Source organism: Massilimicrobiota sp. An105, assembly GCF_002161155.1.
Classification (GTDB): Bacteria; Bacillota_I; Bacilli_A; order Erysipelotrichales; family Coprobacillaceae; genus Allocoprobacillus; species Allocoprobacillus merdigallinarum.
The window spans coordinates 19,208-32,472 of the sequence record NZ_NFLY01000031.1 but is presented as its reverse complement, the minus strand read 5'-3'; the positions used below and the strand labels follow the sequence as shown (position 1 = coordinate 32,472).

Annotated in this window: 9 protein-coding genes and 1 tRNA gene; 5 read left to right on the top strand and 5 right to left on the bottom strand. The window is 43.0% G+C overall.

Features of this window, described 5'->3' with window-relative positions:
• Positions 1 to 604: 604 nt before the first annotated feature.
• On the bottom strand, positions 605 to 1,789 hold the full coding sequence (locus B5E48_RS09245) for an IS110 family RNA-guided transposase (protein WP_087304841.1): 1,185 nt from the start codon (positions 1,787 to 1,789) through the stop codon (positions 605 to 607).
• 301 nt (positions 1,790 to 2,090) lie between these two features.
• On the opposite strand from B5E48_RS09245, the gene B5E48_RS09240 reads away from it, so the two are divergent.
• The 5 genes from B5E48_RS09240 (at position 2,091) to B5E48_RS09215 (ending at position 9,944) form a co-directional block, all read left to right on the top strand.
• The gene (locus tag B5E48_RS09240) at positions 2,091 to 5,585 is read left to right on the top strand and encodes a DUF7601 domain-containing protein (protein WP_087304840.1); all 3,495 of its coding nucleotides are present in this window, start codon (positions 2,091 to 2,093) and stop codon (positions 5,583 to 5,585) included.
• Positions 5,586 to 5,708: 123 nt separating this feature from the next.
• Positions 5,709 to 7,517, top strand: coding sequence for an isopeptide-forming domain-containing fimbrial protein (locus B5E48_RS09235; RefSeq protein ID WP_087304839.1), 1,809 nt, complete (start codon positions 5,709 to 5,711; stop codon positions 7,515 to 7,517).
• A 92-nt stretch (positions 7,518 to 7,609) separates the two neighbouring features.
• The gene (locus B5E48_RS09225; protein ID WP_143747015.1) at positions 7,610 to 8,458 is read left to right on the top strand and encodes a class C sortase; all 849 of its coding nucleotides are present in this window, start codon (positions 7,610 to 7,612) and stop codon (positions 8,456 to 8,458) included.
• Between the two features lie 522 nt (positions 8,459 to 8,980).
• Positions 8,981 to 9,400 carry an AP2/ERF family transcription factor gene (locus B5E48_RS09220; protein WP_206393209.1) on the top strand — a complete coding sequence of 140 codons (420 nt, stop codon included), beginning with the start codon at positions 8,981 to 8,983 and terminating at the stop codon, positions 9,398 to 9,400.
• Positions 9,401 to 9,867: 467 nt separating this feature from the next.
• Positions 9,868 to 9,944, top strand: a tRNA-Arg gene (locus B5E48_RS09215).
• A gap of 209 nt (positions 9,945 to 10,153) precedes the next feature.
• Here the strand turns inward: B5E48_RS09215 and B5E48_RS09210 are convergent.
• The 4 genes from B5E48_RS09210 to B5E48_RS09190 form a co-directional block, all read right to left on the bottom strand.
• Positions 10,154 to 11,611 (bottom strand): tyrosine-type recombinase/integrase, encoded by a 1,458-nt coding sequence (locus tag B5E48_RS09210; protein WP_076779891.1) that lies wholly within the window; start codon positions 11,609 to 11,611, stop codon positions 10,154 to 10,156.
• Positions 11,612 to 11,631: 20 nt separating this feature from the next.
• A complete protein-coding gene (locus B5E48_RS09205) occupies positions 11,632 to 11,832 on the bottom strand; it encodes a helix-turn-helix domain-containing protein (protein ID WP_241146957.1) in 201 nt (66 codons plus the stop codon).
• A gap of 468 nt (positions 11,833 to 12,300) precedes the next feature.
• Positions 12,301 to 12,534, bottom strand: a complete 234-nt coding sequence (locus B5E48_RS09195; protein ID WP_076779895.1) for a helix-turn-helix domain-containing protein — start codon at positions 12,532 to 12,534, stop codon at positions 12,301 to 12,303.
• A complete protein-coding gene (locus B5E48_RS09190; RefSeq protein WP_076779897.1) occupies positions 12,531 to 12,950 on the bottom strand; it encodes an RNA polymerase sigma factor in 420 nt (139 codons plus the stop codon). The genes B5E48_RS09195 and B5E48_RS09190 overlap by 4 nt, the downstream gene beginning before the upstream one ends.
• Between the last annotated feature and the right edge of the window lie 315 nt (positions 12,951 to 13,265).

The following is a 13,265-nucleotide window of genomic DNA, read 5'->3' as shown; positions in this document are numbered from 1 at the left end:
TAAAAAAATAAAAGAATTTAACATAAAAAAACATCGATAAAATCGACGTTTATTCGCTACTTAAAATTTTGATTTTAAATTTAGTCCAAAAAATCTAGTGATAGTCTCTAAAGACGGGTTTATTTTATATACTAAATATATATTTTATTGTTTATTTTTAAGGAATACGTAATACTTAGAGTAGAATACTCTACGAAATATATGTATGCGGGGCGATGATATTATGAAAGACGGAATCAAACAGGGTGATACGGCAATCCTGATCAGTAAACAGAATATCTTTTTAACCTTATTATTTCTAAATTTTAGCTCCTTTGATATGTATGATATCCATTTTAATTAAAAGCAATTCATTCTATATATTCATTGGATAGATGTTTTTCAGAAAATCAACAGTACGCATAGCATGAACGAATCAATAAACGAGGAGCTAACTATATAAAAATCAAGTCATTTGATGAAAAAGTTTGAAAACGTTAAATGATTTGATTATGGTAGCTCATCAATATGTAAGATCTTTGAAATGTGAATACGATTTGTGTTTTTGGGCATGACGAAAACAGCCTATGGAATAGACTTTTTTGAATACGGTTTCATTCTATTTCTATCTCAGTAACGATGCACCAAACTGCTGATTTGTCGTTACCAGATGATAGATGACTCTCAACAGCTTCCTGATGCAATGACCCTGCGCACAGCGATGACTTTTTCCCTGTGAGCGTTTAAGGTCGTAGTAATCCTTGAAGACCTTGTTGTATCTTATGACCGGTACAATAATCTGATATAACGTCTTTCTTAGATAGCTCGATCCCTGTTTGGTTATGGCACTATGCTTGGCTTCGTACTGACTTGATTCGTAGTGAAATGGGGCGACACCCGCTACCTTTATTATCTTTGAAGGCTTAGAATAGTTGAAAATATCTCCATATTCTGCTAGAATTGATGTACCAGAGAAATGCGAAATTCCTGGTACGGAGATGATAGGAGAGTTTAAGTCAGTGGAAAACTCTTCTATTTTTTTATCTATTTCTTTGAGCTGATCATTAAGCAGTTCGATATGAGCTATTAGATGTTTGATCTGCATTTCATCTGCCAACGAAGAAATGCCAACAGATGTTTTTGCACTTTCCTTTAGCTTTTCAGCAGTCAGAGAAATGCGATTGCCTCTGCCGGTAATATCAAAGCATTTGCGTAAAGTTCTGATGTCAGCCTGTGCAATGGCCTTTGCACTGCCGAACTGTTTAAGAATAGACATATAGACTTTTCCATACTTGGATTTAAAAAGTGCGTTATATTCAGGAAAAACAAGATCTATGCATTTCTGCAGACGATTGGAAAGAACATTAATCTGTTCCTTGAGGGAATGATGCAACCTAGTCAGCTGCTTCTGTTCATAAAGGTCAAATTTCTTAGATGACGTCAAACGATAAGGTTTCTTGAGTTTATTTGAGCTTAATATATCGCATATATTAAGAGTATCAAGTTTATCGTTTTTAGTGATGCCACCATCCATTCTACGATTGAGATCGGTAGTTTTAGGATTGATCAAAGCGACGCTGTAGTTCTTCTGTAAAAGAAAGCGCAATAAAGCGAAATGATAATGACCAGTATCTTCCATACCGATAAGAACGCTATCAACAGGATAGAGAGCAATCTGAGAGATAAGGAATTCAAAACCCTGAGCATTATTAGAGAAAGCGACAGGCTGAAGAATAATTTCATCAGTCAACTTGTCAACGATGCTGACGAAATGCTTGTGCTTTCCGATATCAATACCAACTAATTTCATAAAAACCATCTTTCAAATAAATTTCATGTGATGTGGTACCCACAACACTTAGACCATAAAACCTGGTTCAAAATGCGAATTCAAAGACTCATCTAACTCATCGTTATTGAGGAATAAGTGAGTGGTCCAAACCTCCTTGAAGTAGTCAAAGCCACACGGAAAAATACAAATCCACAAACACATATTTCAATTTTACATATAAACCTAAACGTCATCAACTACGTATTAATAAAGTTGATAGAAAGGAGAAGGTATATTTTAATGACTGATAAATGAGTCAATTATAATATACCAGGTAAGTATGAAACAGCAAGTAAAAACAAAGTGCAGGCAGGGGTTCATCCTGGTCATCTGCTTATGCGTATTTCTTTTCACAGACACAGCTTCCGTATTTTCTGCGTATACAAGTGGAACGACCGGCCATACAGCAGATGCTGACACACGGGGGACATATACGACTTACTTGAATGACAAAACAAGCGGCGAGCTGACTACTGAATTTTCCGGGCGTGTGTGGGCGGACAAGACGGTAACAACCGATGATCAGACCTTCAGAGGTGATGTCGGTACTGTCACTGTGCAGAATGATTCGGATTTTCTGGTGACGTATTCTGCCCTGGCGACCACACAGAGCATTACCGGAGAGGCTCAGAGTCCGGTGGATGTTGTGTTTGTAGTGGATTTTTCGGGATCGATGATCTCAAATGCAATGGAAGACAATGAAAGTCGGCTGGCTAATCTGCTGGATGCGCTGAACAGTTCGATTAAGACTCTGATGGAGGCCAATGAATATAACAGGGTGGCGGTAGTGCGTTATTCTGGATTACCAAAACAGAACACAAACAGAACAGTCACTGCTTCACAGGTATTGGTTTCGCTTGGTCATTATGATGTGAAAGATACATATTTTACATGCAGTAATGATGATGCCGTTGCATCTAGCGGCAATGTAAATGTTTTATGGGATGTAGGATCGAATTCCGACTCTCATACAATTTATACTGAGGATGCAACGAACACGCAAATGGGACTCTATACGGGGATGAATTTGCTGACTCAGTGTACAACTACTGAGTATATTGATGGAATAGAGGTTAAGAGAGTTCCTGCTGTCATTCACCTTTCTGATGGAAATCCGACGGTTTCTTCTGACAGTCAGACATGGTGGGCTCCTGGCAACAATTCAAATAACGGAAATGGTGTTGTGCGCTGGCCTTCCGCAGGAAACAGCATGAAAGCCCTCATGACTGCTTCCTATATGAAAAAAGAGATAGACGCGCATTATGGATCGCAGAACGATGAAGACTACCGCGTCAAAGTATATAACATTGGAATGGGGCTGACGGAGATTTATCAGGAAGCATCTGATTCTCCAAACGGATATCCTGCCGCAGCCCAGGCTTCAGCAGATATCACCTTGAACCCGGGAGAAGTTCTTGGAAATTCAAATTATGTGTATAGAAACGATGAGTATAGCCAAGATACTGGAGGAACTGGACACAACGCTCCATCAGTTTATCAATACAGCATTGTGGGGGATATTGAGAATGCCTGGAATTTATATACGAACAATCAGTCTTTAATGATGGAGATTTTATATAGTATTTCAGGGACGGGTAATCAGTGGAATCCACACGGAAACTTTTATGAAAATTATACTTTTACACACCCGGATAGTGGAGAGGATATCAACACCCTGAATTATGTTGATCAATACTTTGCGGCAAATAATGCCAGTGCCGTGACAGATGTGTTTGAGCAGATTGTCAGCGACATCACAATGTCCGCCCCACAGGTGCCAACACAAATTGAGTCCGGTGCTTCCATCGACCAGAGCGGCTACATTACATATACCGATGAGATCGGCGATTATATGGAGGTCAAGAATGTAAAAAACCTGATCTTCTCCGGTACGAATTTTGCAAATCCTACTAAAACTACAAGCGGAAATACCACTACCTATACCTTCAGCGGTCAGATTGACAGTCCGGTTTACGGTCAGCAGAATGCGGATGATATTGTTATTACGGTTACATCGAATACGGATAACACCGGAAAAATGACGCAGACACTTACAGTAAAGATACCTGCTTCTGCAATTCCCCTGAGAGTGAACACGGTGGAACTGGATTCATCCGGGAATGTGAAAAGTCATACGACCAATAATGCCTATCCTGTGCGTCTTTGTTATACCGTAGGAGTGCAGGATGGTGTAAAGAATGTTGACGGAACTGTGGATCTTTCAAAGATTGACGATGCGTACAAGCAGGCAAATACCGGAACGGGCGGTCTGTATTTTTACAGCAACAAATATACTGGTGATATAAAGTGGGAGGATCAGAAGACAGCGGGCAACGCATACGTTGAGTTTACACCTGCGAAAAACAACCCTTATTTCTACGTTCAGGAAAGCATTCCTTTGTATACGGATGAATCGTGTACGAATCCGGTAACGCAACAACCGACTTCTGATGACGGCAACACTTACTATTATCGGGTACAGTATTACAGCGGCAATCAAAGCGTAACCCAAACCCGCTCGGTTACCGGAATCAAGGGGGCGACCGAACAAATAAATGGTCAGTATTGCGTGAAAGCAGGCGAAATGAATGCGCCTCGGGTTGATTCCAAACAGGCAGAAAAGTCAACCAATAATACTGCTACTGCGCAGCTTTACTATTACGCACATATGAACGGTGAAAACGCACAAATACATCTGGGCAATAACGGACGTCTTGCGGTAAAAACGGCTTCACTTGCCGTAGAAAAGGACATTGAAGTTCCAGAAGGAATTGACGCTGGACAATTTGCAAATCAGGAATTCTCTTTTACAGTGACGCTGACGTATAGTGATAGTAATAGTACCCCGGTTTCGGGGACATTTACCACAAGGCATGTATTTGATGATGGAAATGGATCTGAAGCATCTGTAGAAAACGGAATAGCTTCATTGAATTTCACTAAAGGCATTGCCACTTTTGACCTCAAACCTGGTGAGAAACTCTATATCGACGGACTCGTCAATGGATGGAGCTATACGGTAAGCGAGACAGATGATCCGGTCGACGGCTTTGATCAGACTACGCCTGAAGACGGAAACGCCTCAGGTACACTCGGAGATGCAACGACAACAGCTTCGTTTGTCAATACATATTATCCCGGCTCCATTGCCGTGACCAAGCGGGACGGCGCGGGAGATCCGCTGAAAGGCGCAGTGTTCCAGCTCTATAAGGATGATGGAACAGGCGGCAAAACGGAAGTCGGAAGTCGTCCGGTTCCCACAGAGCCGAGAATACGGCAGACGATAGAGAAGGGAGATTCTGGATTTGACCTTGAGCATATGATTTTTACGGATACGGCTGGCAAGAGTTATCCGGTCCATACTGACGGATCCGGTACGCAGAGCTACTTCTACTACCGCAGCCTGACTGCTGAAGAAGAGGTGGAATATAAGCAGGGTACCCTTACGGATTATGAGAAAGTTGCAGAGTTCACAAATCTTCTTGTCAATGGAACGTACTATCTCAAGGAAACTACGGTGCCAGACGGGTATAATGCGCCTCAAACTGATGATGACGAATATCTGATCGTGGGAGAGAATGAGCAGACGAAAATTACAGTACCGACCAAAGATGGCGGAAATTCAGTATATCACCTGCTGTTTACGGTGACAAACCATAAAAAAATGATCCTGCCGACTACCGGTCTTTCCGGTATCGGATGGTATTTGGCAGCAGGAGTAGTGCTTCTGACAGCCGCAGTCATCCTGTGGAAGGTAAAAAAGCAAAGAGCATGACTGTAAATGCAGGCGCGCGGCGCCGCAGACGCAGAAGGCGGTAAATCAATGATATAAAAGCGTATCCATGTTTTTATATAAATCAGGTCTTATGAAAAAGAAGAAAAGGAAGGGGGAAACCTTATGAAAAAAAATAACAGATTCTTATCTCGGCTCACAGGAACGTTGGCTGCACTGACGCTTGTGGTCGGACTGGTGCCTGCAACAGTGCTTGCTGCGGATGGAGAAGCGAGTATCACGATTACAGAGCCTGCATGGTCAGATAGCAGTAAAGACTGGGCAGGTACACAGGCAAACGCGTATCTGGTGCTGGACCAGGTAAATGACACGGAGACAGATCCTGCTAAGAAACTTTATTCCGTAACTACCAACTTCGATACATTTTTTAACATCGATACGGATGCCGGAAACGGTTCAATCGATGAAGTATTTGGAACTGCCGGAACTGTGTATCTGCAGTTTGACGGCACTGATCTTTCTGCCGGTACGACCCAGCCAGCTTCCGGTGATTACATCACCTTCTCCGGTGATAACGCCAAGGCGCTTGACAAGACCTACGGCGAGGCTGACCTGGTGAGCCGTATCGTTGGAGATAACGGTGAAGGTGGAAGCAATGCGGGTGTGTTCTATTCCTGGATTGAGAAGTATATTGAGAGGTATAACATAACTACACTTCATACAGCCACCGCTGATGCAAGTGTTGGATCACAGGGATTTGTAACTATCACTAACCTTGAAGAGGGCTACTATGCCGTCGACTTCAAGAACGTGCCCAGTGGCTTAAGCCTCAAGCAGGGTGTGATGATCGCCACGACAGGTAATACACCGGCCGTGATGAACCTTAAGGCTGAGAATCTGCCTTTTGAGAAGAAGATAAGCGAGAAGGATGTAGGCCAATGGTTTGATGAGCTTACTGCCGAGACAGGGGATGTGCTTGACTATCAGCTGACAGCGCAGGTTCCCACGCTGACCGACTATGACAATCTCACCGAGTTTACTATGAGTGATACGCTGAAAAAGCAGGAGTTTGATTCTGCCAGCGTTGAAATTGCTATCAATGGTGCCTCTATTACACGGGGAACGGGTGCTGACAGTAATAAGTTTTATATTGGACAGACTCTCCTTGCGAAACTGAATCCGGTCGGCTATACCAATAAGGAGAGTTCCTTCACCCTCACTTTTGAACCATCTGCTCTCGAGGCATATGAGGGCGAGACAGTCACTGTTACCTACAGTTCAAGGCTTACCACTGACGCGGTGAAGGTAAATGTCAATAACGCCGAACTGGTATGGAGCAATAACGGATCTGACAGCAGCCTGACTGATTCCACCAAGGTGTATACCTACGGCATCGAGCTGACAAAGACCTTCAGTGACGCTACTGTTTCAGCTGATGAGATTGGTAAGGTGACATTCCAGCTGTACAGGGTAAATGGGCAGGATGAGGAGCTCCTCTATTTTACCGGCTCTGCCGGAAGTTACATCCTTGTGTCCGATTCCGCTGGAACTGGCGGCAATGTGACAGACCTCAAGCTTGATACGAACAGCAGAAAGCTGACGGTTGTGGGTCTGGATGATGATGAGACCTACATCCTGAAGGAGACTAATACTGCAGACGGCTATAACAAGATTGACGAGGACGTCACCATCGATCTTGAAGCACAGCTTGACCCGAACGCAATGCTGCTCGACGAGGATAAGACAAGCGTCAAACTGGGAGATACTTCTCTTAATGTGGGCTTTGTAAACAACGAGAGTTCCACAGAGACGGCAATAGCAAGCGTTGCTTTCGAGCTGTACAACCAGAAAGGCTTCAGCCTGCCGAAGACCGGAGACGCAGGCACATGGGCGCTGACGGTGAACGGGATTCTTTTGATTGCTTCAGGCGTTGTGCTTATTGTGGTTTCCAGAAGAAAAAAATCTTCTAAATAACGAGAATACAAGTTATTTGCGCAGGAATGGGCGGAGTATTCCGCCCATCCTTCTTTTCTGGTCAGTCAGTGTAGAAACGGAGGGCAAAGTAAGTGAAACAAAAGATATTGACGATATTGGCAATCCTGGTCTTTCTGGCTGGAATCTCTCTTTTGGCTTACCCGGCCATCAGCAACCTTCTCTATGAAAAGGAGCAGGAAGAACTGATGGAGCATTATGGCAGCATCGTCGTGGAAAACCTGACGACAGATGAACGGGCGGCAGAACTGCAGGAGTGCAGGGAATACAACCGTGGACTTCTGCAGGGAGGCGTCCTGCTTACAGATCCCTTTGACATGAGCCAGCTGGATCCCTCCGCCATGCCCTATGCAGGACTGCTGAACGTGGACCAAGAAGGGGGAATGGCCTATCTGCGGATTCCAGCTATCGATGTGGAGCTAATGATCTATCACGGAACGGAAGAGGAAGTCCTGCAAAAAGGTGTGGGACATCTGCAGGGGAGCTCTCTCCCCGTAGGAGGGACAGGAACACACTGCGTCCTTTCGGCTCATACAGGACTCAATGATAAAAAGCTGTTCACAGACCTGGATCAGTTGGAAAATGGCGACATTTTTTATATCCATGTGTTGGGTGAGATCCTTGCATATCAGGTGGACCAGATCCGGGTCGTTCTCCCGGAGGAGACGGAAGATCTGAAGATCAATGCCCGGGAAGATTATGTCACGCTGGTGACATGCACGCCGTATGGGATCAATACACACCGTCTGCTGGTTCGGGGAACCCGCGTGCCCTATGAGGAGGAAAGAGAGCAGTCAGACGGGGCACTGAGAAAGGGAAGCTGGCTGGAACAGTATCGACTGGCGGCTTTTGCTGGCCTCTCTGTGGTGCTGGCTGCAGCGGCTGGCGATTTCCTGTGGAGGCGAGTAAGAAAGAAGGGATAGCATGGCAAAAAAGTGGATCTGATCGGAATGAGATACGGAAAACTGACAGTTGTGGAGCGGACAGATCAGAGAGAACACGGCTACTGTCTCTGGCGGTGCCGCTGTGATTGCGGCGGAGAGATACTGGTCAGTACGAAGAGGCTGAAAAACGGGACTGTCACCGACTGTGGCTGTATCCCTGCGGATTCCGCCCGCAGAGGCCGTACTGCGGAGGATCTGACAGGGAGACGTTTTGGAAAGCTTACAGTGATCAGACGTATTAAAAATAAGTACAACAGGACTTGCTGGCTGTGTCAGTGCGACTGCGGAAACCAATGTGAGGTGACAGCGCATATGCTGAAATCGGGAAAGGTAAAAAGCTGTGGTTGTCTGCGGGGAGGCAAGATTTATGATATCACAGGACTTCGATTCGGCAGATTAACTGCTATAGAACCTACAGAAAGAAGAGACAGAAAAGGCTCTGTATACTGGCGGTGCCACTGCGACTGTGGAAATGAAACAGAAGCAACGTAGGATAGCCTAATGTATAGAAATGTAAGAAGTTGCGGATGCCTGAAACAGGAAATTCAGAGACAAATTCCGGATCGTCTTCATCGGTTCGATGGAACCTGTGTGGAATTTCTCGATAAACGAAAATACAGGATCGATAATACCAGCGGTTTTCGAGGCGTGTTCAGGAGTAAAAATGGCCGTTTCTACGTGTCTATCGGCTTTAAAAATCAGAGGTTCTATCTGGGGACTTATCAAAACTATGAGGACGCCGTCGACATCCGGCTGAAGGCGGAGGAGCAGATCCACCATGCGTTTGTGGAAGCCTACCATATATGGAAAGAGCAGTGTATGTCTTCTCAGGAAGAAATTCCCTTTATTTTTGACGTGGAAAAAGTAGATGGAGAATTTAAGATTACAACAAATATAAATATGCAGAAATTTCCGATATAATTCGTCTGAAGCTGACGCGTGAAAACAATGCCTTGTCAGGGAAACAGCTACCTGCTGCAGAGGCTTTTTGTCCCTTAAATGCTTCATTTTTCCCTAAAAGTAATCATAATAAAAAATCTTCCCTTTATTGTCCACTGTGTATTGTTAGAGTCTACCGGTTGTTCTGGGTTTACAGTGGCTGATAGCAATTGACCAGAAACGATTTGAACTGTAGTAAAAGACCTTTTATTGCGAGTCTTGTGTGAACTGAACATGATTTGGATTGACAGTGGTCAGGAGACCTCCTAAGAAAGTGTTATAACATATACTTCGGAGGACAAAGGAAAAGGTAGCAAGTAAAATTAAATATAGATTTTCCAAATGTCGCTATAGCTCAGTTGGATAGAGCGACTGCCTCCTAAGGGCGTGTTGGAGCAATCGCCTAACTTGCTTTTTCTAGCTGAGTTTTATAGATAAAATTGAATAATGTCCCAGTACCTCAGTAGGATAGAGGGTCCGCCTCCTAAGCGGAACGTCGCAGGTTCGACTCCTGTCTGGGACGCCAGAAAATCCGCTGTAAGCCTTTATTTTTAAGGGTTTACAGCTTTTTTGTTGCGAACACCCTCTACAAACTATTAAGTAAGTTAGTAGCTTTTTATTTATATAGAAATTCGATTTTTTTTAGGACTGTTTTGGTAGTATGGCTTGCTAACACTTTTTTATTTCTGATGAAAAATCGCTGATTTTCTTTAATTTTGCTAACACTTTTTGAAATTAGCTATTTGATTGATTTTGAAGTGTTTGCTTCAAGAGTTGCTCTTTCATCTCTGGCGACAGGGATTTTAGAAGCTCCAGCAACATCATATCGCTGTCACTGACACTCGTTTTTGTCTCGGGTTTTTCTTCCTCATCATTGAGGGTGGAATAAAATTCTTTATCCATTTTTTGAGCATTGAAACGTCTGTCTTCGTCAATGATTTCAGAATAAACATCTGTCACCATTTCTGCTTCCGCATGACCTGTATCACCCTGTACGGATTTTACATCACCATTTGTCATTTTCAGCTTATATCCCGTACTCAAATGACGCAGGCTGTGAAAAACGACTACTTCAAAATCGTTTTCTTCACACAGCTTTTGAAATCTGTCTCTGACAATACGGCTTTCCACAGGATTTCCATTTTCCAATGCAATGACGAGATTGTAATCGTTATAGGCATTGCCAAGAAATTCTTTCATCTCCTGCTGGTCTTTTTTATACTGCACTAATAGTTTAGCAACAGTCTTAGGCAACCAGACGGTTCTATTACTTGTTTCCGTCTTTGGAGTTTTCAGAACAAGGCGTGTAGTGCAATGCGGTTTCTGTGTAGGAAAAATCTTAATAACATCTTTCTCTTTCAGCTTTTGCATTGCTTCCGCATTTATTCTGGATAATTCCTTGTTGATAATTACTTTTGCGTTGTTGTTGGCAATCGCTTCCTCGTCAATAATCACATCTTCCCATGTAAGACCTGTGATTTCACCGATACGCATAGAGCAGGAAAAGGCTAAGTGCATACACATAACGAGCAAATCATCTTCCGCAGATTTAACAGCTTCTTTGAAAGTATCAATACTCCAAACCTTACGTCTGACCTTTGGAACTTTTGGCAAGGTAGCCAATGACGCAGGATTTCTTTTGTTAGGGTCGAAGTATTCCCAGCGGATAGCTTGATTTAAAGCACAGCGAATAATATCGTGAATTTTCTTGATGTTTGCTGGCTGAACACAACGCCCGCTAGGTTTTCTGTTTGATTGCGGTACTTCTGGGACGCTTAATAAATCATTGTAGTATTTTGATAACTTCTTTGTCGTAATCTCATTGAGCTTCCAATCACCGATATACGGATTGATATAATTTCTAATAGAGCCGACCTTGCTACTAAATGTATTTGGCGACCATTTAGATGTCCCGTAGAGATTAACAAAAATCTTTAAAAAATCTCGGAATGTAATATCCTCATTGACTACCTCTAACTCTTTTTTAGAGTCCTCAATCTGCTGTGCAAACTGTTCTTCTAAGGGAACAATGACATAGCCAAACTTTTCTTGATAATACTCTACAAATGCCTTTCGCTGTTTTGCTTCTTTTCTAGTTCCCAGCGTGTCCCACTTCTGTTTTCTTTCGCCAGTGTTATCCAAATACCAATAGATTACTGAAAAACTCTTTTTTCTTTGTTTTATTGTAGCCATAACTTATCTCTCCTTAATAGTTAAATTTGATTTAACCATTTATCGAAAGAAAGTTTAGACACTCGTATGACTCTACCAGCTCGAACATAACTGAACTGCCCGCTTTTCACCAGAGCATATGTAGCCTTTTTGCTGATATTCAGTTGTTTTGCGATTTCATCTACCGTATAAGTCCTTTTTTCCATTTCGGGAGATTGCGTATTTTTGCTATCATCTATCACAAATAAGACTCCTTTCATTGATAGCAATAAATACTTTCGTCTAACATAATTCATTATATCGTACTATGATTATGTAGGGAATAGTATTTTATTGCTTTGGTAAATTTTTTTACAAGCAGACAGACGGCTCTGGAAAAGCTCCGCTGGTATCTCAACCAATCTCATTCCTATGAGCAAAACCACCTCTGGGACGTATCATTATTCTGTGAATACAGGTCATAGCGGAGCGACTTTTCCAAAGGTCACTCTCGGATCACTGTGTGGGTCGCTCGCTCTCTTTTGGAAAGGTCATGGCGTACAGTCCCCGTGGCTCGCTGTATCACAAACGTATCTGTCTGCTTTATTTAGTTTTCAAAGAACTGCAACGGCTTGTCAGCCTGTAAAAGCCAACAGCAGGACTATTGACTTTTATAGAATGACAAGCGGTGTGGCTGGAAAGGGGAAAACACCACGCCCGCCTGTATGTATTTAGATTACTGCGATTTCAAAATTGAGTATCATGTCCAGAAAGGCTGTCTGTATTCTGTTTTTCAAATCTGCGTCCACTACCATACACACATTTCCGTGTTCATCATAGAGCTTTCGCAAACAGAGCTTTGAGATATATCCGTCGTAGAAGTTCATCACTGTAGCAATGGCTTCTGGGTCGCCCTCTGTCGCTGATACGATAACCTCAAAAGGTAAACGTTCATGTTTCTTCATTTGTGTTCCTCCATGTATTTCCTCAATGTTTCAAGCGTCTTTGTTCTGTGATACTGGACGTTTGAACGAGGGATATTGATAAAATGGCTGATTTCTCCGTCTGCCATATCCATGAAGTAGGACAACAGAATAATATTTCGCTTCTTCTCGGTCAGAGCTTTAAGGGCTTCACTCAACTTGTCATTTTCAATCCATACTTCAATTCCCAGCACGTTAAACACGGTGTAGTCGCTTTCGTACTTATCACACTCGCCAAAGCGTTCCTGCTGATAATCTGGCAAATCAGAAAATGAACACTCACGCTTTTCACGTCGCTTCATATCACGGTAGCCTTTCATCACAGCTCGCTTGATGACTTTCTTTGAAAGGCAATCGAACTGTGCTTCAACGGCTTGTCTGAAAGAAGATGTTTCCACTGTTTCACCTCCTTTCTGTGCAAAGTAGAAATGAACGGAAGTCCATTTCCCCCTTTCCGCACCCCAACTACCCAAGGAGGTGTCCAGCTACCAAGATTTACAAAAAAGAATTTGTAAATCTCGGATATAATAAAAACAGTCTATTAGAATACGAATGTACCAACAGACTGTTTTGCTAACGTAAGTGATATGAATTTTTAACTCATGTTCAGGGCGTGTTGACTGGATAACCATTGTAAGGCGGTTATTCAGTTGTGAATACTGGCGTATTTGCTGATACGCAATCATGACACAACCCCCTTACCCAAAGTTGTC

Excerpts from the sequence above, each read along its gene's own strand:
- B5E48_RS09245 (WP_087304841.1), bottom strand. The coding sequence starts at position 1,789 with ATGAAATTAGTTGGTATTGATATCGGAAAGCACAAGCATTTCGTCAGC.
- B5E48_RS09240 (WP_087304840.1), top strand. The coding sequence starts at position 2,091 with ATGAAACAGCAAGTAAAAACAAAGTGCAGGCAGGGGTTCATCCTGGTC.
- B5E48_RS09235 (WP_087304839.1), top strand. The coding sequence starts at position 5,709 with ATGAAAAAAAATAACAGATTCTTATCTCGGCTCACAGGAACGTTGGCT.
- B5E48_RS09220 (WP_206393209.1), top strand. The coding sequence starts at position 8,981 with ATGTATAGAAATGTAAGAAGTTGCGGATGCCTGAAACAGGAAATTCAG.
- B5E48_RS09210 (WP_076779891.1), bottom strand. The coding sequence starts at position 11,611 with ATGGCTACAATAAAACAAAGAAAAAAGAGTTTTTCAGTAATCTATTGG.
- B5E48_RS09195 (WP_076779895.1), bottom strand. The coding sequence starts at position 12,534 with ATGAAGAAACATGAACGTTTACCTTTTGAGGTTATCGTATCAGCGACA.